This window comes from Bradyrhizobium barranii subsp. barranii (genome assembly GCF_017565645.3).
GTDB lineage: Bacteria > Pseudomonadota > Alphaproteobacteria > Rhizobiales > Xanthobacteraceae > Bradyrhizobium > Bradyrhizobium barranii.
On record NZ_CP086136.1, the window covers coordinates 8,473,069 to 8,491,327 of the forward strand.

The following is an 18,259-nucleotide window of genomic DNA, read 5'->3' on the forward strand; positions in this document are numbered from 1 at the left end:
CATGAAGAAGGCTGTAACCGCGAAGACAAGCAGCGCGACCAAGACGGACGGCGCTTCGCCCTCCAGGATGATCGACGGCAGAATCGAGGAGCTCGGCGACTGGCGCGGCGAGATGCTGGGGCGCATCCGCGGCCTGATCAAGCAGGCCGATCCTGACGTCGTCGAGGAATGGAAATGGCGCGGCGTTCCCGTGTGGGAGCACGACGGCATCATCTGCACCGGCGAGACCTACAAGGCCGTCGTGAAGCTGACTTTCGCCAAGGGCGCGGCGCTGGACGACCCGGCCGGCCTGTTCAATTCCAGCCTCGAGGGAAACGTGCGCCGCGCGATCGACATTCGCGAAGGCGAAAAGATCAACGAGAAGGCGTTGAAGGCGCTCATTCGCGCAGCCGTGGAGCTGAATGCGTCCAAGAAGAAGCCGGCGAAGAAGCGATCGACTTAGACTACGTCAAGTCGATGCAAATTCTTGGTGACGGCCAGAGCAAGCGCCTCGTCCTTCGAGACGACCGCTCCGCGGTCTCCTCAGGATGAGGCTAAGCAGAAGCGCTGTCTGTCGACATAGCTCCCGCACACTCCGTCCTCATCCTGAGGGCCCGCCAGAGGCGGGCGTCTCGAAGGATTGGCCGCGGGCGAGCTACCGCCACGTCGATGTTCTAGCAGCTACCAGCCGTCTCAGGCCGCCGCCGGGATCGGACGCGGGCTTACGACATATTCGCGCAGGACCTTGTCGTTGGCGTCGACCTCGATCAGTGAGACGTCGTAAGTCCAGAGATCGGCGAGGTGCTGGAGCACGCGCTTGGCGTCGGTCTCGTTGAGCTGCGAGCCCTTGATGACGTGGTGATGCAGGATCAGCCGGCGGTCGCCGGAGAGATCGACGTCGACCACTTCGATATTGGCGTCGATGAAGCCGACATCATGCTGCCGCGCCAGCTCACGCCGCACCCGGCGGAAGCCGCGATCGTCGTGGATGGCATCGACCCGGATGCCGGCGCGCTCCTCGGGATCGTCGTGCAGGTGGAACATGCGGAAGTGCCGCATCAGCTTCGGGCTCAGGAACTGCGCGATGAAGCTTTCATCGCGGTAGTTGGCCCAGACGTCGCGCAGCACACCCATCACGTCGTTCTTGCCGGCAATGTCGGGGAACCACTCGCGGTCCTCGTCTTCCGGCCGGGTGACGATGCGCTCGATGTCCTGCATCACGGCAAAGCCGAGCGCATAGGGATTGAAGCCGGAGAAGCGCGGATCGTCGAATTCGGGCTGGAACACCACGTTGGTGTGCGACTGCAGGAATTCGAGGAAGTTGCCGTCGGAGATGCGGCCTTGCTGATGCAGCTTGGTCATGATGCGATAGTGGACGTAGGTCGCCGTCCCCTCGTTCATCACCTTGGTCTGGCTCTGCGGATAGAAATATTGCGCGATGTGTCGGACGATGCGCAAAAGCTCGCGCTGCCAGGGCGCCAGCCGCGGCGCGCTCTTCTCCAGGAAGTAGAGCAGGTTTTCCTGCGGCAGGCCGAGCAGCTTGCGGCGGCGTTCGATGCTGAGCGCGGAGCGGGTCTTCGAGGCCCCCTTCGGCACGGTGCGCCAGAGGTCGTTGAAGACTTCCTCCTCGTGCTGACGGCGGCGCCCTGCCCGCTTCTCCTCGGCACGCAGATCCAGCTTCTTCTTGCCGGGATAGCGGTCGATGCCGTGCGACATCAGCGCATGCGCGGCATCCAGGGTGCGCTCGACCTCGACGCGGCCGTAGCGCTCCTCGCAGGTCATGACGTAGTTCTTGGCAAAGTCGAGATAGTCCAGAATGCCGTCGGCGTCGGTCCACTGCTTGAACAGATAGTTGTTCTTGAAGAAGTGGTTATGGCCGAAGGCGGCGTGGGCGATCACCAGCGTCTGCATCGTCGCCGTGTTCTCCTCCATCAGATAGGAGATGCAGGGCGAGGAGTTGATCACGATCTCATAGGCAAGCCCCATCAGGCCCTTGCGGTACGAGGCCTCGTGGAACGCGAAGTGCTTGCCGAACGACCAGTGCTTGTAGAACAGCGGCATGCCGACGGACGAGTAGGCATCCAGCATCTGCTCGGCGGTGATGACCTCAATCTGGTTCGGATAGACGTCGAGCCCGAGATCCTTCGTCGCCACCTCCTCACAGGCATCGGTGATGCGCTGCAAGGTGTGGAAATCCCAATCGGCGCCTTCGAACAAGCGTTCCGTCATGGAGCGGCTTTCTCCTGGGAAGTTTCCCGGCGCTGGAACAGATCGTGGAACACCGGGAAGATCTCGCTGCGCTCGCTGACCTTGCGCATTGAGAGCGGTGCGCCGCTGTTGCGCAGGCGGTCGTAGAGGGTCCAGAGCGAGGAGTCGGAGAGATCGAAGGCGCTGCCGCCGGACTCCCCGACCTCGAGATAGGCAAAGAACTGGCAGACCGGCAGGATCTTGTCGGTCAGCAGCATGCCCGTGAGCTCGCCGTCGGAATAGGAATTGTCGCCGTCGGAGGCCTGCGCGGCGTAGATGTTCCAGTCCGCCGGATTGAAACGCTCGCGCACGATCTCGTGCATGGCGTGGAGCGCGCTGGAGACCAGCGTGCCGCCCGAGGCCGGACCGTAGAAGAAGGTCTGCTCGTCCACCTCCTCGGCGCGGTCGGTGTGGCGGATGAAGACGATCTCGACATGCTTGTAGCGTCGCTTCAGGAACACGTAGAGCAGCATGTAGAAGCGCTTGGCGAGATCCTTCATGTGCTCGGACATCGAGCCGGAGACGTCCATCAGGCAGAACATCACCGCCTGCGCCACCGGCCGCGGCACCTTCTCGTAGCGGCGGTAGCGGATATCGAGCGGATCGACGAAGGGAATGCGCTTAGTCCTCGCCTTCAGCCTTTCGAGCTCGGCGAGCAGCACCACACGCTCGTCCTCGTCGGTGCATGCCGCGATCGCGGCTTCCAGCTCCTCGATCTCCTCCTTGCGGGGACGCTTGAGCGCGATGCGGCGCGCCAGCGCGAGCTTCACCGTCCGGCTGACCGAGATGTTGGCGGGCGAGCCGGACGTGGTGTAGCCGGCGCGCTGGATGCCCTCGCTCTCGGTCTGCGCGATCTTGCGCTTGGCAAGATCCGGCAGCTCGAGGTCGTCGAGGAACAGATCCACGAACTCGTCGCGGGAGAGGACGAAGCGGAACGCGTCCTCGCTGTCGCCTTCGCCGGGACCGGAATCCTTGGCGCTGCCCTGGCCGGATCGCTGGAGGTAATCGCCCTCGATGAACTTCTTGTTCCCGGGCAACACCATGTCGCGCGTTCCGCCTTCACGGCGGAAACGCGGCTCGTGCATGCCGTCGAGCGGTATCGTGACCTCACCACCCTCCAGGACGTCCTTGATGTCGCGTTCCTGCGAGGTCTTCTTGACGGCGCCCTGCACCAGGGATTTGGCCCGACGCAAGAACCGCTGCCGGTTCTCAAGACTCTTGCCGCCTGGATTCAGGCGCCTGTCAATAATGTGAATGGGCACTTTTCCATCCGCTCCATCCGCCTCAACCGGCCTGTTTCACACGCATGTACCATTCGACGAGCCGGCGAACCTGACGCTCGGTGTAGCCGCGCTCCACCATGCGTGCGACGAACTCGCCGTGCTTCTTCTCCGTCTCGCCGTCCTTCTTCGACCCGAAGGAGATGACCGGAAGCAGGTCCTCGACCTGCGAGAATATCCGCTTTTCGATCACGTCGCGAATCTTCTCGTAGGAAATCCAGGTCGGATTCTTGCCTCCGTTCTGGGCCCGCGACCGTAACGAGAATTTGACCACCTCGTTGCGGAAGTCCTTCGGGTTGGCGATGCCCGCCGGCTTCTCGATTTTGGTCAGTTCCTGGTTCAAAAGCTCGCGATCGAGCAGCTGGCCGGTGTCGGCATCCTTGAAGTCCTGATCCTCGATCCAGGCATCGGCGTAGTCGACGTAGCGGTCGAACAGATTCTGGCCGTAATCCGAGTAGGATTCGAGATAGGCCTTCTGGATCTCGTTGCCGATGAACTCGGCGTAGCGCGGCGCCAGGTCCGCCTTGATGAATTCGAGATAGCGCTTCTCGACTTCCTCCGGGAGCTGCTCGCGGCGGATCGACTGCTCCAGCGCGTACATCAGATGCACGGCGTCGGCAGCGACTTCCTGCGGATCGTGGTTGAAGGTCGCAGCCAGGATCTTGAAGGCGAAGCGGGTGGAGACGCCGTCCATGCCCTCGTCGACGCCGGCGGCATCACGATATTCCTGGACGCTCCGTGCCTTCGGATCGGATTCCTTCAGGCTCTCGCCGTCATAGACCCGCATCTTGCCGAACAGCGTGGAGTTCTCGTGCTTGCGCAGGCGCGACATCACCGAGAACCGCGCCAGCGTCTCCAGGGTCGAGGGTGCGCACGGCGCGGCCGCCAGCTCCGAGCCCTGGATCAGCTTTTCGTAGATCTTCTGCTCTTCGGTGGCCCGGAGGCAGTACGGCACCTTGATCACGCAGATGCGGTCGATGAAGGCCTCGTTGTTCTTGTTGGCCTTGAAGCTCGACCACTCGGCTTCGTTCGAGTGCGCGAGGATCACGCCGGTGAACGGGATCGCGCCGATATTCTCGGTGCCGATGTAGTTGCCCTCCTGCGTTGCGGTGAGCAGCGGGTGCAGCATCTTGATCGGCGCCTTGAACATCTCGACGAATTCAAGGATGCCCTGGTTGGCGCGGTTGAGGCCGCCCGAATAGCTGTAGGCGTCGGGATCGTTCTGCGCGTAGGTCTCGAGCTTGCGGATATCGACCTTGCCGACCAGCGAGGAGATGTCCTGGTTGTTCTCGTCACCAGGCTCGGTCTTGGAGACCGCGATCTGGCGCAGCCGCGACGGCTGGATTTTTGCGACTCTGAACTGAGAAATGTCACCGCCGAAGGCTTCCAGCCGCTTGTAGCACCACGGGCTCATCAGGCCGGTGAGGCGACGGCGCGGAATGCCGTACTTCTCTTCCAGCATCGGTCCGAGATGATCGGGATCGAACAGGCTGAGCGGGCTTTCAAACACCGGGCTCAATTCATCGCCGGCTTTGAGCACGTAGATCGGCTGCACTTCCATCAGCGACTTGAGCCGCTCGGCGAGCGAGGATTTGCCGCCGCCGACCGGGCCGAGCAGATAGAGGATCTGCTTGCGCTCTTCGAGCCCCTGCGCCGCGTGACGGAAGAAACCGACGATGCGCTCGATGGTTTCTTCCATGCCGTAGAAGCCGGCGAAGGCCGGATAGGTCCGGATGGTGCGGTTCAAAAAAATACGGCCAAGGCGTGGGTCCTTGGCCGTGTCAATCGTCTGAGGCTCACCGATCGCTGCTAGCAGTCGTTCGGCCGCGTTCGCGTATTTCATGGGATCGCTTCGACACGATTCCAGATATTCCGCCATCGACATGTCGTGTTGGCTTCTCGCCTCGAACGACTTAGCGAAAGCGTTGAATAGAGAATCGTTATACATGATCCCTCTCCGCGTGAGTTCCGCCACAAGCTGAAACGAAAGCAGTTACCGGACCGTTCCTCAGGCCATTTCGAATCAGCGTGAGCACATGACGATCATTGGACACCCTGGTGCCAACACGACGCAACGCACAACGTAGGCACTCGTTGAGTTACGAACAGGCACATGCCTGTAATTTGTGCGAATCTGTATCTATCTTCGCTCATTTCCAGAAAATGTCACTTGGTCGCAACATCCGGGCATTACCGGGGATGAGCCCATCCGGCACTGCAACATGGAGCGATCTGCGAGCGGCAATCTTATGACGCTTGTACGGCGAAGCCTTGCGTGCCGCGTTCATCTTCCTGCTGCAATGCGGTGCGCGCAGCGCTCGCAGCATGACAATCGCGGCAAGCGCGCAGCAGTGTATCAAAATCGGTCGCCAAACCCTCGGAGCGGATGACAATCCGTTCATTCTGCCGTTCGTTCTCCGCACGGTGCGCCAAGGTGCTCATGGTGCAGAGCTGCCGCTGCAAGGCCGGCGTCAGCGTCAGCACGATCGCCTTGTGGCCGCGGCCTTCCTCAGTCGAAACCTCCGCAATCGAGTCCCACAGCAGAAATTCGTTGCCGATGCGGAGGTCGCGGATGCCATAGGGGGTGACGATCACCACCGGTCCCCGCTCGGCGGGCAGCAGCCAGATCAGCCGGCCGGTCACCAGGCCGAATAGCACGACGCCGGCATAGCCGACCGTCGTATCGTAGTCGCCCAGACCGTCCCACCAGTCGAAGGCAAGGGTCGCACTGAACAGGGTCATCGCGAAGCCCGCCGCGACCAGCAGCCGCAGCTGGGTCGTACACGGGCTGATTTCGAGATCGTGGGTCGCATCGATGCATGCGGCCGGCGCGACCGATTGCGGGCTGTCGGCAACAGCGAGCGTCAGGCGGTCATGATGTGCGTGCATGCTCTTTTCCCCAGCATGGCCATTCGCGGCCGAGCGACGATCTATCAGGCGGACCGTAATCCGCTGATGACACTCCACGCAGACTGGGCTGACGAGACGAAGCGGCTACGTTGGTAACGAGCCCTTGGCCACTGCTCCGGCCGACGACTTTTTACGCAACACGGCTACGTCCGCCTGGATCGCCATGATCGCGACGGAGTTACACTGGAGGGTAGACGCCTATCCCCTTGATTGGTTCCCTCCCGGGAGCATGTAGGTTAGAGGATAGCGCGTCAGGACCGGTGCGGAAACCCCTCGCCGCAGGCTTGGAGATAAATAAACATCATGAATCCCGTCAAAGAACTGGAAAAGCACGGACAAGCCGTCTGGCTGGACTTCCTGGCCCGTGGCTTCATCGCCAAGGGCGACCTGAAGCGGCTGATCGACACCGACGGCGTCAAGGGCGTCACCTCCAACCCGTCGATCTTCGAGAAGGCGATCGGCAGTTCGGACGAGTATGACGCCCCGATCGGCAAGGCGCTGAAGCGCGGCGACCGGACCGTGGCCGACCTGTTCGAGGCCGTCGCGATCGAGGACATCCAGAACGCCGCGGACGTGCTCCGCCCGGTCTATGACCGCCTGAGGGCCGGCGACGGCTATGTCAGCCTGGAAGTCTCGCCCTATCTGGCGATGGACACCGCCGGCACGGTCGCCGAGGCGCGGCGGCTCTGGAAGGATGTCGACCGCAAGAACCTGATGGTCAAGGTGCCGGCGACGCCGGAGGGCCTGCCGGCGATCGAGACGCTGATCGGCGACGGCATCAGCATCAACATCACGCTGTTGTTCGCCAGGGACGTCTACCTCCAGGTCGCCGAGGCCTATCTCGCCGGTCTGGAAAAATACGTCGCCGGCGGCGGCGACCCGTCGCACGTGGCGAGCGTCGCGAGCTTCTTCGTCAGCCGCATCGACTCGGTCGTCGACAAGCAGCTCGACGAGAAGATCGCCCGCGCCAACGATCCATCCGAGAAGGAGCGGCTCGCCGCGCTGAAGGGCAAGGTCGCGATCGCCAACGCCAAGGTCGCCTACCAGGATTACAAGCGCCTGTTTTCCGGCGCGCGCTGGGACAAGCTGGCTGCCAAGGGCGCCAAGCCGCAGCGGATGCTGTGGGCCTCCACCGGCACCAAGAACAAGGACTACAGCGACGTCCTCTATGTCGAGGAGCTGATCGGTCCCGACACCATCAATACCGTGCCGCCGGCGACGCTCGATGCGTTCCGCGACCACGGCAAGCCGCGCGACAGCCTTGAAGAGAACGTCGACGACGCCCGCCGCGTGCTGGAAGAACTGGAGCGCTCCGGCGTCTCGCTCGAGGCGATCACCGAGGAGCTCGTCAAGGACGGCGTCAAGCAGTTCGCCGATGCCGCCGACAAGCTCTATGGCGCCGTCGCCCACAAGCGGGCGACCGTGCTCGGGCCCGCGATCGACCACCAGCTTCTCTCGCTCGGCGACGGCCTCGGCAAGGCGGTGGCCAAGAGCACCGAGGAATGGCGCGCGTCGGCAAAGATCCGCAGGTTGTGGCAGCGCGACAAATCGGTCTGGACCGGCACCGATGAGGACAAATGGCTCGGCTGGCTCGACAGCGCGGCGAAGGCCGACGTCGCCGACTACGAGGACTATGCGAGCCGCGTGAAGGGCCAAAAGTTCTCCGATGCCGTCGTGCTCGGCATGGGTGGATCGAGCCTTGGCCCCGAGGTGCTGGCCGAGACTTTTGCGCGGAAGTCCGGCTTCCCGAAATTGCACGTGCTGGATTCCACCGACCCGGCACAGGTCCGGGCAATGGAGGCCAGGATCGACATCGCCAACACCGTGTTCATCGTGTCCAGCAAATCCGGCGGGACCACCGAGCCGAACGCGATGAAGGATTATTTCCACGAACGCGTCGCACAGGCGGTCGGGCCGAAAGTGAAGACCGGCCACCGCTTCATCGCGGTGACCGATCCCGGCTCGTCGCTGGAGAAGGCAGCGAAGAGCCTCGACTACGCCCGCATCTTCCATGGCGAACCCTCGATCGGCGGCCGCTATTCGGTGCTCTCGCCGTTCGGCCTGGTGCCGGCGGCAACCGCGGGCATCGACGTCAAGACGCTGATCAAACACGCGCTCTCCATGGCCCGCTCCTGCGGACCCGACGTGCCGCCAGGTGAGAACCCGGGCGTCCAGCTCGGCCTTGCCATGGGCCTCGCCGGCCTCGAAGGGCGCGACAAGGTGACGATCCTGTCGTCGAAGAAGATCGCCGATTTCGGCGCCTGGGCCGAACAGCTGATCGCGGAATCGACCGGCAAGGAAGGCAAGGGCCTGATCCCGATCGCCGGCGAACCACTCGGCGAGCCCGCGCTCTACGGCAACGACCGCTTCTTCATCGACATTCGCACCGAAGGCGAAGCGGACCCAGCGCATGACTCCAAGCTCGCCGCGGTCGAAGCCGCCGGCCATCCCGTCGTGCGCATCGTGATGAAATCGATCGACCATCTCGGTCAGGAGTTCTTCCGCTTCGAGATGGCGACGGCGGTCGCTGGCAGCATCCTCGGCATCAACCCGTTCGACCAGCCGGACGTGGAAGCGGCCAAGATCAAGACCCGCGAGCTCACCGCGTCGTTCGAGAAGACCGGTGCATTGCCGGCCGAACAGCCGGTGGTCAGCACGGATGAGGCCGATCTCTACACCGACGAGGCCAACGCCACGGCGCTGCGCGCCGCCGGCGCCAACGGCGACCTCACCTCGTGGCTGAAAGCGCATCTCTCCCGCTCGGGCCATGGCGACTATGTCGCCCTGCTCGGCTACATCGCGCGCGACAAGGCGACGATCGACGCACTCCAGGCGATGCGTCTCGAAGTGCGCGAGAAGCGTCACGTCGCGACCTGCGCCGAGTTCGGACCGCGCTTCCTGCATTCGACCGGGCAGGCCTACAAGGGCGGGCCCGACAGCGGCGTGTTTCTCCAGATCACGGCCGACGATGCCAAGGACTTGTCGGTGCCGGGCCAGAAGGCGAGCTTCGGCGTGATCAAGGCCGCGCAGGCGCGCGGCGACTTCGACGTGCTTACCGAGCGCGGCCGGCGTGCGCTCCGGGTCCACCTCAAGGGCGGGCTCAAGAAAGGTCTCGCGGCGCTCAACGCGGCGCTTAACGATGCGCTGAACTAAGGGAATCTCTCGATGCAACTCGGCATGATCGGCCTCGGCCGGATGGGCGGCAACATCGTTCGCCGCCTGATGCGCCACGGTCATACGACCGTGGTCTACGACAAGGACGCCAAGGCCGTCGCGGGTCTCGCCGCAGACGGCGCACAGGGCTCGGCGACGCTGGAAGAGTTCGTCGCCAAACTGGAGCGGCCGCGCACAGCCTGGGTGATGCTGCCGGCCGGCCACATCACCGAGACGACGATCAACACCATCGCGGCAGTGATGCAGGCCGGCGACGTCATCATCGACGGCGGCAACACGTTCTGGCAGGACGACGTCCGCCGCGGCAAGGCGCTGAAGGAGCGCGGCATCCATTATGTCGATGTCGGCACTTCAGGCGGTGTCTGGGGTCTCGACCGCGGCTATTGCATGATGATCGGCGGCGAGAAGCAGGTGGTCGACCGGCTCGATCCGATCTTCGCCGCGCTCGCGCCCGGCGCCGGCGACATTCCGCGCACGGAGGGACGTGAGGGGCGCGATCCCCGCATCGAGCAGGGCTACATCCATGCAGGTCCCGTGGGCGCCGGCCATTTCGTCAAGATGATCCACAACGGCATCGAATACGGCCTGATGCAGGCCTATGCCGAAGGTTTCGACATCCTCAGGAATGCCAACATCGAGGCCTTGCCGGCGGATCATCGCTACGATTTCGACCTTGCCGACATCGCCGAGGTGTGGCGGCGCGGCAGCGTGATTCCGTCCTGGCTGCTCGACCTCACCTCGACGGCGCTCGCCGACAGCCCTGCGCTTGCGGAATATTCCGGCTTCGTCGAGGATTCCGGCGAAGGCCGCTGGACCGTGAATGCGGCGATCGACGAGGCGGTGCCGGCCGAAGTTTTGACCGCGGCCCTCTACACACGTTTCCGTTCCCGCAAGGAACACACCTTCGCCGAAAAAATTCTCTCCGCAATGCGCGCGGGTTTCGGCGGCCACAAGGAGCCGAAGCAGCCGGGCGCTTCGAAACCCAAATAAGAGCCGAAGTAACAAGTAACAGAGCGAAGGCCGATCATTCGTGACAAAAGACCCGCAGGCCAAGCGCAAGCCCGAAAATTGCGCCTTCGTCATCTTTGGCGCGACCGGTGACCTCACCCATCGGCTGGTGATGCCGTCGCTCTACAATCTGGCCGCCGAGCACCTGTTGCCGGAGAAGTTCTGCGTCGTCGGCGTGGCCCGCAACCGCCAGTCGGATGACGAGTTGCGCGACAGCCTGTTGAAGGGCCTGCGCCAGTTCGCGACCCGTCCCGTGGACGACGACATCGCCCGGAAGCTGCTGGAATGCGTGACCTTCGTCGAGGCCGATCCGAAGGATCCCCCCTCCTTCGACCGCTTGCGCGCGCATCTGGATTCGCTGGAATGCGCGCAGGACACCGGCGGCAACCGACTGTTCTATCTCGCGACCCCGCCCGCCGCCTTCGCACCGACCGCGCGGGAGCTCGGCCGCACCGGCATGATGAAGGAGAACGGCGCCTGGCGTCGGCTCGTAATCGAAAAGCCGTTCGGCACCGATCTCGCGTCAGCCAAGGCGCTGAATGCCGAGCTCCTGAAGATCATGGACGAGCACCAGATCTACCGGATCGATCACTATCTCGGCAAGGAGACGGTGCAGAACATCCTGGTGCTGCGCTTTGCCAACGGCATGTTCGAGCCGATCTGGAATCGCAACCATATCGATCACATCCAGATCACCGTGGAGGAGAAGCTCGGCGTCGGCCATCGCGGCGGCTTCTACGATGCCACCGGCGCACTGCGCGACATGGTGCCGAACCATCTGTTCCAGCTGATGTCGCTGGTCGCGATGGAGCCGCCGGCGCGGTTCGATGCGCATTCCGTGCGCTCCGAAAAGGCCGACGTGCTGACGTCGATCCAGGAGCCGACCCGGGAAGAGGCGCTGAAGAATTCGGTGCGCGCGCAATATCTCGCCGGCCGCATCGGCGACGACGAGATCACGGACTATCGCAAGACCGAGGACGTCAAGCCCGACAGCACCACCGAGACCTTCGTCGCGCTGAAGCTGATGATCGACAATTGGCGCTGGGCCGGCGTGCCGTTCTATCTGCGCACCGGCAAGGCGCTCGGCCACAAGCGCACGGAAGTGGCGATCAAGTTCAAGCAGGCGCCGCTGTCGATGTTCTCAGGCACGGATGTCGACCGCCTGTCGCAGAACTTCCTCACCATCGGCATCGCGCCGACCGAAACCATCGAGCTGCAGTTCAACGCCAAGATCCCGGGGCCGAGCATCACCATCGACGGCGTCGAGATGAAGTTCAAGTACGGCGACTATTTCCGCGCCGATCCCTCGACCGGCTACGAGACTCTGATCTACGACTGCATGATCGGCGACAACATCCTGTTCCAGCGCGCCGACGGCATCGAGGCCGGATGGCAGGCGGTGCAGCCGTTCCTGGACGCCTGGAAAAGTGAAGGCACCAACGGCATCGAGACCTACTCCGCCGGCAGCGACGGCCCCGCCTGCGCCGATGAGCTGCTCCGGCGCGACGGGCGAAGCTGGCGGAAGTTTACGTGATGGCAGCGGCCGACCAGCCGAAGCTGATCGTCGCGGCCGACGCCGAGGCGCTGGCGCAGGCCGCAGCCGAACGGGTGATGGCGCGGATATCAGCCAATCCCGGGCGGATCGCGATCTGCCTCACCGGCGGCTCCAGCCCGAAGAAGCTCTATCAATTGCTCGGCAGCGAGGCGTATCGCGGCGAGATCCCGTGGGACCGCGTGCACTGGTTCATCGGTGACGAGCGTTTCGTGCCTTCGAGCGATCCCCTCAACAACATGGCAGTCGCGCGCGCGACCTTTCTCGACCGCAATGCGCCGTCCGGGCATATTCACCCGATCCCGACCACGGCTGAGAGCCCCGAAGCGGGTGCCGAGGCCTATGCGCGCGAGCTTCAGTCCTTCTACAGCGCCAAAAGCCTCGATCCTGCACGGCCGCTGTTCGACATGGTCCTGATGGGCGCGGGCCCGGACGGCCACACCGCCTCGCTCTTCCCCGGCTACCCCGCGATCGAGGAGACCGCACGCTGGGTGGTCGGCGTCCCCAAGGCCAATGTCGCGCCGTTCGTGCCGCGGGTCTCGCTGACCCTGCCCGCCTTGGCCTCCTGCCGCGAAATGCTGTTCGAGATTGCCGGGCACGACAAGCAGCCGATCTTGACGCGCCTGCTCAATGGCGAGACTCTGCCGGCTGTACGCGCGCGCTCGAATGGTGAGACCGTCTGGCTGGTCGACCAGGCCGCGCTTCCGGAGGGAATTCGTGGCGGGCGTTGAAGCACCTTGTGCGTTGATCGTGATGGGCGTGTCGGGTTCAGGCAAGAGTACGGTTGCGGAGGCGCTCGGGCAGCGGCTCGGCTGGCGTTTCGAGGACGGCGACAGCTTTCACCCCGCCAGCAATGTCGAGAAGATGCGGGCGGGCCATCCCCTCACCGACGAGGACCGCTGGCCCTGGCTCAACGCCATTGCCGACGAGATCGCCCGGGTTTGCGACAAGGGCGAGCACGTGATCATCGCCTGCTCGGCGCTGAAGCACACCTATCGCGACGTGCTGCTGCGCGGACGCGACGACGTCCGCTTCGTCTTCCTGAGGGGCACCAGGGAGCTGATCGCCGCCCGCCTCGCGCAACGCAAGGGCCATTTCATGCCGCCCGGACTGCTGACGAGCCAATTCACGACGCTGGAGCCGCCCGAGGCTGGCGAGCACGTTGTCACCGTCTCGATCGACGAATCCGTCGAGGCGATCGTGGACGGCGTGGTCCGGCAATTGAAGCTGAGCGGGGCGAAACGCTGAGGCCGACAAACCCTGAGGTCCTGCCATGACGAAAATCTCACTGGTCGTCTCCGACGTCGACGGCACGCTGCTGACCAAGGACAAGACGCTGACGGAGCGCGCGCGGTCCGCGGTCCAGCGGCTGCACAAGGCCGGCATCGGCTTCACCATCACCTCCAGCCGCCCCGCGATCGGCATGCGGTTCCTGGTCGAGCCGCTGGCGCTCTGGCTGCCGATCGGCCCGTTCAACGGCTCCTCGATCGTCGATCCCGAGATGCATGCGGTCGAGCAGCACCTGATCCCGGCGAGCGCCGCCGAACGGTCCTTGCAGATCCTCCGGGAGTTCGGCGCCGACATCTGGCTCTTCACCACCGACAAATGGCTGATCGACCAACCGAGCGGCAAATACGTCGCGCACGAGCAGCACACGATCCGCTCCGACCCCACCATCGTGACGGATTTCTCGCCGTACCTTGCGAGCGCCTGCAAGATCGTCGGCGCCAGCGCCGATGCGGCCGGCCTCGAGCGCTGCGAGAAGGCGATGCAGGAGGCGCTGGGCAGCGCGGCCACCGCGGTGCGCTCGCAGACCTATTATCTCGACATCACGCCGCCCGGCTTCGACAAGGGCACCTTCGTGCAAGCCATGGCCAAGCGCCTTGGTATTTCCACCGACGCGGTCGCCACCATCGGCGACATGCAGAACGACCTCGCGATGTTCCGCGTCAGCGGCACCTCGATCGCCATGGGCAATGCCACCGACAGCGTCAAGGACCAGGCCACCCACGTCACCGCGACCAACGAACAGGACGGTTTTGCGGAGGCGATGGAGGTGATCTTGAAGCGGAACGGGGTGGGCTGATATCTGATGAGATGAGACTCGACTGGCGCCGCGACGGAGGTACGTTCCCTCCCCCCTTACTTCGACCGCTGCACCGCCGGCTTCTCGCTCTCCTGCCTCGCGGCCGAGAGATTGTGCGCGGTGTTGATCAGCGCGATGTGGGTCAAGGCCTGCGGGAAATTGCCGGTCTGGCGCCGGGCGCCTGAATCATATTCTTCAGCCAGGAGGCCGACATCGTTCGCGATGCCGACCACGCGGTCGAGCAAGGCTTGCGCCTTGTCGAGATCGCCCGCCAGCACATGCGCGTCGGCCAGCCACAGGCTGCACGCCAGGAACGCGCCCTCGATCGGCTGCGTCTCCTCGGACACTTCGCGCGGATCGTGGCGCAGCACAAAACCGTCGCGCATCATGTGTTTCTCGACGGCGGCGATGGTGCCCCGAATGCGCGGGTCCGATGGCGGCAGGAAGCCGACGGCCGGCAGCAGCAGCACGCTGGCATCGAGCAGCTTTGAACCATAGAAGTCGACGAAGGCATTCTCCTCTGCGTCAAATCCCTTGTTGCAGACATCGCGATGAATGGCTTCGCGCAGGGCACGCCAATGCAGGAGCGGCGCCTTGAAGCCAAAGGTCTCGGCGCTCTTGATGCCGCGGTCGAAGGCGACCCAGGTCATGACCTTGGAGAACACGTAGTGCTTCGGCTGTCCACGCAGCTCCCAGATGCCGTTGTCGGGATGGTCCCAGACCTCGGCGAGATGGTTGAGCACGGCGCATTCCAGCGCCCAGGTCGTCTCGTCGTCGAGCTTGAGCTTGAGCTTGAGCTTGGCCATGCGCGACTGATGGAAGGCGTCGATCAGTTCGCCGTAGACGTCGAGCTGGAGCTGCGCATGCGCGGCGTTGCCGATGCGCACCGGCTGGGCGCCCTCATAACCGTCGAGCCAGCCCGCTTCCCATTCCAGCAGACGCCGCTGGCCCCAGATGCCGTACATGATCTGCATGTTCGCCGGCGAGCCTGCCGCCGCGCGCAGCAGCCAATTGTGCCAGGCCAATGCTTCCTCGGTGTAACCCGAGTTCATCAGCGCCAGCAGCGTGAAGGTCGCATCGCGCAGCCAGCAGAAGCGGTAATCCCAATTCCTCGCGCCGCCGAGCTTTTCCGGCAACGAGGTGGTGGGCGCCGCAACGATGCCGCCGGTGGGGGCGAAGGTCAGCGCCTTCAGCGTGATCAGCGAGCGTACGATCAGATCGTGATATTCGCCGTCGCGGGTGCAGCGGCTGCACCATTCGTCCCAGAATTTCGCGGTCTCCTGGAAGGCGATCTCCGGATCGATCGGCACGGGCGGATCGAGATGCGAGGGGCCGTAGGTCAGCACGAACGGCACGGTCTCACCCGCCTTCACGTCGAAGTCGGAGACCGTGGTGAGATCCTCGCCGCGGGTCTCCACCGGGGTGCGCAGCACCGTCATGTCCTGGCCGGCGATCGCCAGCAGCGAATGGTCGATGCGTCGCACCCAGGGAATGTCGACGCCGAAGCCGAAGCGGATGACAAGCTCCATCCGCATCTTCACCGTGCCGCTGAGGCCGCGGACCAGCCGCACGATGTCGGAGGCCTTGCCGCGCGGCGGCATGAAGTCGATCAGCGCAACGGTGCCGCTCCTGGTCTCGAAGCGCGTTTCGAGGATGAGGGTGTTGCCGAGATAGCGGCGCGAGATGGAGGTGATGTCCTCGCCCGGCGCGATCAGCCACCGGCCGTTCTTGTGCGTGCCGAGGATCGCGGCAAAGCAGGCATCGGAATCGAAGGCCGGCCAGCACAGCCAGTCGATCGAGCCGTCGCGCCCGACCAGCGCTGCGGTCTCGCAATCGCCGATCAGCGCATAGTCCTCGATCCTCTGAGCCAATGTGTCACGAGCCCCGGAAAATCCGCCGTTTCAACTCCCGCCGGTCAACGAGCGTTCCCGCGTCGCCGCCTTCAAGGCCGTAACATCGACCTTGGCGGCGATCTTGTCGAGCGCCACCGGCAGGCGCTGGCGCCAGTTCGGATGCTCATCGATCGTACCGGGAATGTTGGGCTGGTCAATCACGCCGAGCAGATCCTCCAGCGACACCGCCAGCAGACGCGACGGCGTCCGCGACAGGAAGGCAAGCACCGAATAGAGATCGTTGGCGTTGATGCCGTTCTGGCGCAGGATCTCGTCGAGCCTGCCGAGCGCATCCCAGCGCGCCTGGTCGTTCTCGCCGGGGTCGAGCCCGAGCGAGCGCTTCATCTTGAGATCGCTGAAGGAGCGCCAGCCGGCGTAGGTGCACAGATCATGCGTGTTCAGCGTGACCAGCGCGTTGGGCCGGTAATGGTCGGCATTGCGGAAGCGGCCGGCATCGTCGCGCTCGAACATCATGACGAGGTAGGACCAGATGCCGAAATCCTGCATGGTCTCGCGGAAACCTTCCGGCACGGTGCCGAGGTCCTCGCCGATCACGATGCATTTGTGCGCCGCGCTCTCGCGCACCACGGCGCCGAGCAACGCCTCGAACGGCATCTGCACATAGGCGCCGTTGTCCGGCTTGAAGCCGCGCGGCACCAGATACAGCCGCTTCAAGCCCAGCACGTGATCGAGCCGGATCGCGCCGGCATGGCGCATCGAGGCGGCCAACATGTCGGCGAATGGCACGAAGGATTGCGCCTCCAGACCACCGGCATTGAAGCCGGCAAGGCCCCAATCCTGTCCGACGGTGTTGAGCACGTCGGGCGGCGCGCCGACGGCGAGATGGCGCGAAATCGCCATCTGCTCGTTCCAGGCGTCGAAGCCGTTGGACTGCACGCCGACGGCGACGTCGAGATAGAGCCCGACGCGCATGCCCAGCAGGCCGGCCAATTCCTTGGCGGCATGCAATTGGCTATCGGCCGTCCATTGCACGAATTCGACGAACTCGACCTCGCGCTTGTCGGGACCGTTGCGGAGCTCGGCGCATTTGGCTTCATCCGGCTGCTGCCACTCTTGCGGCCACTCCCACCAAGGCCCGGAGAAGCGATGCCGCAGCACCTCGAAGCAGGCAAAGCGGGACAACAGCGGCGCGCGGTCCGCGCGGAAGGCGTCGAATTCCTTGCGGCGCGCCTCGCTCGCGCTTGTCACGAAACTGTTGTAGGCGGCGCGCAGGCCGAGCCATTTCAGCGCCGCCATGTCCGCATAGGGCACGCGATCGCCTTCGCGCAGCCGCGCGGCGGTCGCAGCCGCGTCGGGGACGAGGTCGGCGGAAAATTCCGGGATCGCCTCGACGTCGATATAGAGCGGGTTGAGAAACAGCCGGCTGTTCGGCGAATAGGGGCTGCAATCGGCGGGGTGGTTGTCGAACAGGACATGCAGCGGATTGAGCCCGACGCCATCGGCGCCGAGCTGCCTGGCGAGCCGAACGAGATCGGCGAGGTCGGTGAAATCGCCAATGCCCCAATTGCGGTCCGAGCGGACGCTGTAGAGCTGCACGGCAAGCAGCCAGCCACGGGCGAAATCGCCGCCGAAGGCGCGTTCGGGCGCCACGATCATCGGCACCTCTTCCGCAACACCCTTGGCATCGGTCAGCGTCAACCGGTGATAACCGAGCGGCAGGCCGGCGGGCCAGGCGATCACGGGCTCGTGGGTCTCGCCTTGCGCGATCACATTGCCGTTTGCGCGCAATGTCCATTGCAGCGGCGGCGCGCCGATTGTCCTCAATTCGGTGCGCGGATGTCCCAGGGCGCGCACCACCACGGGCCCGCCGACGAAGCGGTAAACCCGCTTCTCCGGCAGGGCCTCGAGGATGGATTTGAGGGCCACGGGATCGGTGACCCGCAGCTTTCCGAGGGCATCGACGAATTCGGACTGAACGCCCTTGATCCGGGCTTGAGCTAAAAGATCCATTCGGCACGCAGCTTGCAGGCCGTCATCCGGCCGGGGGCAGGGAATTTAACGAGGTCGTGGAAGAGGTTAGTCAGGGCTAACTCGCAGACCGTGCCAGCCGTTCCCAAGGGAACCAATGACACACAAGCGGCTTTCTATATTGGTATCAAGCGTAGGTTCC

13 protein-coding genes are annotated in these 18,259 nt (G+C 64.2%); 7 read left to right on the plus strand and 6 right to left on the minus strand.

Translation table 11 applies throughout. From position 1 onward, the window contains the following. The first annotated feature begins 1 nt into the window (after position 1). Complete coding sequence (locus tag J4G43_RS41460; RefSeq protein ID WP_208088409.1) at positions 2 to 442, plus strand: DUF1801 domain-containing protein; 441 nt, start codon at positions 2 to 4, stop codon at positions 440 to 442. A 230-nt stretch (positions 443 to 672) separates the two neighbouring features. Here J4G43_RS41460 and J4G43_RS41465 read toward each other — a convergent pair whose 3' ends face one another. From J4G43_RS41465 to J4G43_RS41480, 4 genes are all read right to left on the minus strand, one after another. Then, complete coding sequence (locus J4G43_RS41465) at positions 673 to 2,208, minus strand: SpoVR family protein (RefSeq protein WP_028147051.1); 1,536 nt, start codon at positions 2,206 to 2,208, stop codon at positions 673 to 675. Further along, entirely contained in the window at positions 2,205 to 3,488 is a 1,284-nt protein-coding gene (locus J4G43_RS41470) for a YeaH/YhbH family protein (RefSeq protein WP_408581390.1), read from the minus strand. Before J4G43_RS41470 ends, J4G43_RS41465 begins: the two co-directional genes overlap by 4 nt. Positions 3,489 to 3,510: 22 nt before the next feature. Beyond that, positions 3,511 to 5,454 carry a PrkA family serine protein kinase gene (locus J4G43_RS41475; protein ID WP_063981411.1) on the minus strand — a complete coding sequence of 648 codons (1,944 nt, stop codon included), beginning with the start codon at positions 5,452 to 5,454 and terminating at the stop codon, positions 3,511 to 3,513. Between the two features lie 299 nt (positions 5,455 to 5,753). Next, positions 5,754 to 6,395 carry an STM3941 family protein gene (locus J4G43_RS41480; RefSeq protein WP_208088410.1) on the minus strand — a complete coding sequence of 214 codons (642 nt, stop codon included), beginning with the start codon at positions 6,393 to 6,395 and terminating at the stop codon, positions 5,754 to 5,756. Positions 6,396 to 6,719: 324 nt separating this feature from the next. On the opposite strand from J4G43_RS41480, the gene J4G43_RS41485 reads away from it, so the two are divergent. Genes J4G43_RS41485 through J4G43_RS41510 form a run of 6 tightly spaced genes read left to right on the plus strand, consistent with a single transcriptional unit; the run spans position 6,720 to position 14,236 of the window. Next, a complete protein-coding gene (locus J4G43_RS41485; RefSeq protein ID WP_208088411.1) occupies positions 6,720 to 9,569 on the plus strand; it encodes a bifunctional transaldolase/phosoglucose isomerase in 2,850 nt (949 codons plus the stop codon). 12 nt (positions 9,570 to 9,581) lie between these two features. Continuing rightward, on the plus strand, positions 9,582 to 10,580 hold the full coding sequence (gene gnd / locus J4G43_RS41490; RefSeq protein ID WP_208088412.1) for a phosphogluconate dehydrogenase (NAD(+)-dependent, decarboxylating): 999 nt from the start codon (positions 9,582 to 9,584) through the stop codon (positions 10,578 to 10,580). A 40-nt stretch (positions 10,581 to 10,620) separates the two neighbouring features. After that, positions 10,621 to 12,132, plus strand: a complete 1,512-nt coding sequence (gene zwf / locus J4G43_RS41495; protein WP_208088413.1) for a glucose-6-phosphate dehydrogenase — start codon at positions 10,621 to 10,623, stop codon at positions 12,130 to 12,132. After that, a complete protein-coding gene (pgl, locus tag J4G43_RS41500; RefSeq protein ID WP_208088414.1) occupies positions 12,132 to 12,881 on the plus strand; it encodes a 6-phosphogluconolactonase in 750 nt (249 codons plus the stop codon). Before zwf ends, pgl begins: the two co-directional genes overlap by 1 nt. After that, positions 12,868 to 13,398, plus strand: a complete 531-nt coding sequence (locus J4G43_RS41505; protein WP_208088415.1) for a gluconokinase — start codon at positions 12,868 to 12,870, stop codon at positions 13,396 to 13,398. Before pgl ends, J4G43_RS41505 begins: the two co-directional genes overlap by 14 nt. A 25-nt stretch (positions 13,399 to 13,423) precedes the next feature. Continuing rightward, complete coding sequence (locus J4G43_RS41510) at positions 13,424 to 14,236, plus strand: HAD family hydrolase (RefSeq protein WP_208088416.1); 813 nt, start codon at positions 13,424 to 13,426, stop codon at positions 14,234 to 14,236. 56 nt (positions 14,237 to 14,292) lie between these two features. On the opposite strand, the gene J4G43_RS41515 is transcribed toward J4G43_RS41510, so the two are convergent. Both J4G43_RS41515 and malQ read right to left on the minus strand, forming a co-directional pair. Next, positions 14,293 to 16,107, minus strand: a complete 1,815-nt coding sequence (locus J4G43_RS41515; RefSeq protein ID WP_208088417.1) for a glycoside hydrolase family 15 protein — start codon at positions 16,105 to 16,107, stop codon at positions 14,293 to 14,295. Between the two features lie 30 nt (positions 16,108 to 16,137). Beyond that, complete coding sequence (gene malQ / locus J4G43_RS41520; protein WP_208088418.1) at positions 16,138 to 18,099, minus strand: 4-alpha-glucanotransferase; 1,962 nt, start codon at positions 18,097 to 18,099, stop codon at positions 16,138 to 16,140. Positions 18,100 to 18,259 lie beyond the last annotated feature (160 nt).

Excerpts from the sequence above, each read along its gene's own strand:
- J4G43_RS41475 (WP_063981411.1), bottom strand. The coding sequence starts at position 5,454 with ATGTATAACGATTCTCTATTCAACGCTTTCGCTAAGTCGTTCGAGGCG.
- J4G43_RS41460 (WP_208088409.1), top strand. The coding sequence starts at position 2 with ATGAAGAAGGCTGTAACCGCGAAGACAAGCAGCGCGACCAAGACGGAC.
- J4G43_RS41465 (WP_028147051.1), bottom strand. The coding sequence starts at position 2,208 with ATGACGGAACGCTTGTTCGAAGGCGCCGATTGGGATTTCCACACCTTG.
- malQ (WP_208088418.1), bottom strand. The coding sequence starts at position 18,099 with ATGGATCTTTTAGCTCAAGCCCGGATCAAGGGCGTTCAGTCCGAATTC.
- gnd (WP_208088412.1), top strand. The coding sequence starts at position 9,582 with ATGCAACTCGGCATGATCGGCCTCGGCCGGATGGGCGGCAACATCGTT.
- J4G43_RS41485 (WP_208088411.1), top strand. The coding sequence starts at position 6,720 with ATGAATCCCGTCAAAGAACTGGAAAAGCACGGACAAGCCGTCTGGCTG.
- J4G43_RS41480 (WP_208088410.1), bottom strand. The coding sequence starts at position 6,395 with ATGCACGCACATCATGACCGCCTGACGCTCGCTGTTGCCGACAGCCCG.
- J4G43_RS41510 (WP_208088416.1), top strand. The coding sequence starts at position 13,424 with ATGACGAAAATCTCACTGGTCGTCTCCGACGTCGACGGCACGCTGCTG.
- pgl (WP_208088414.1), top strand. The coding sequence starts at position 12,132 with ATGGCAGCGGCCGACCAGCCGAAGCTGATCGTCGCGGCCGACGCCGAG.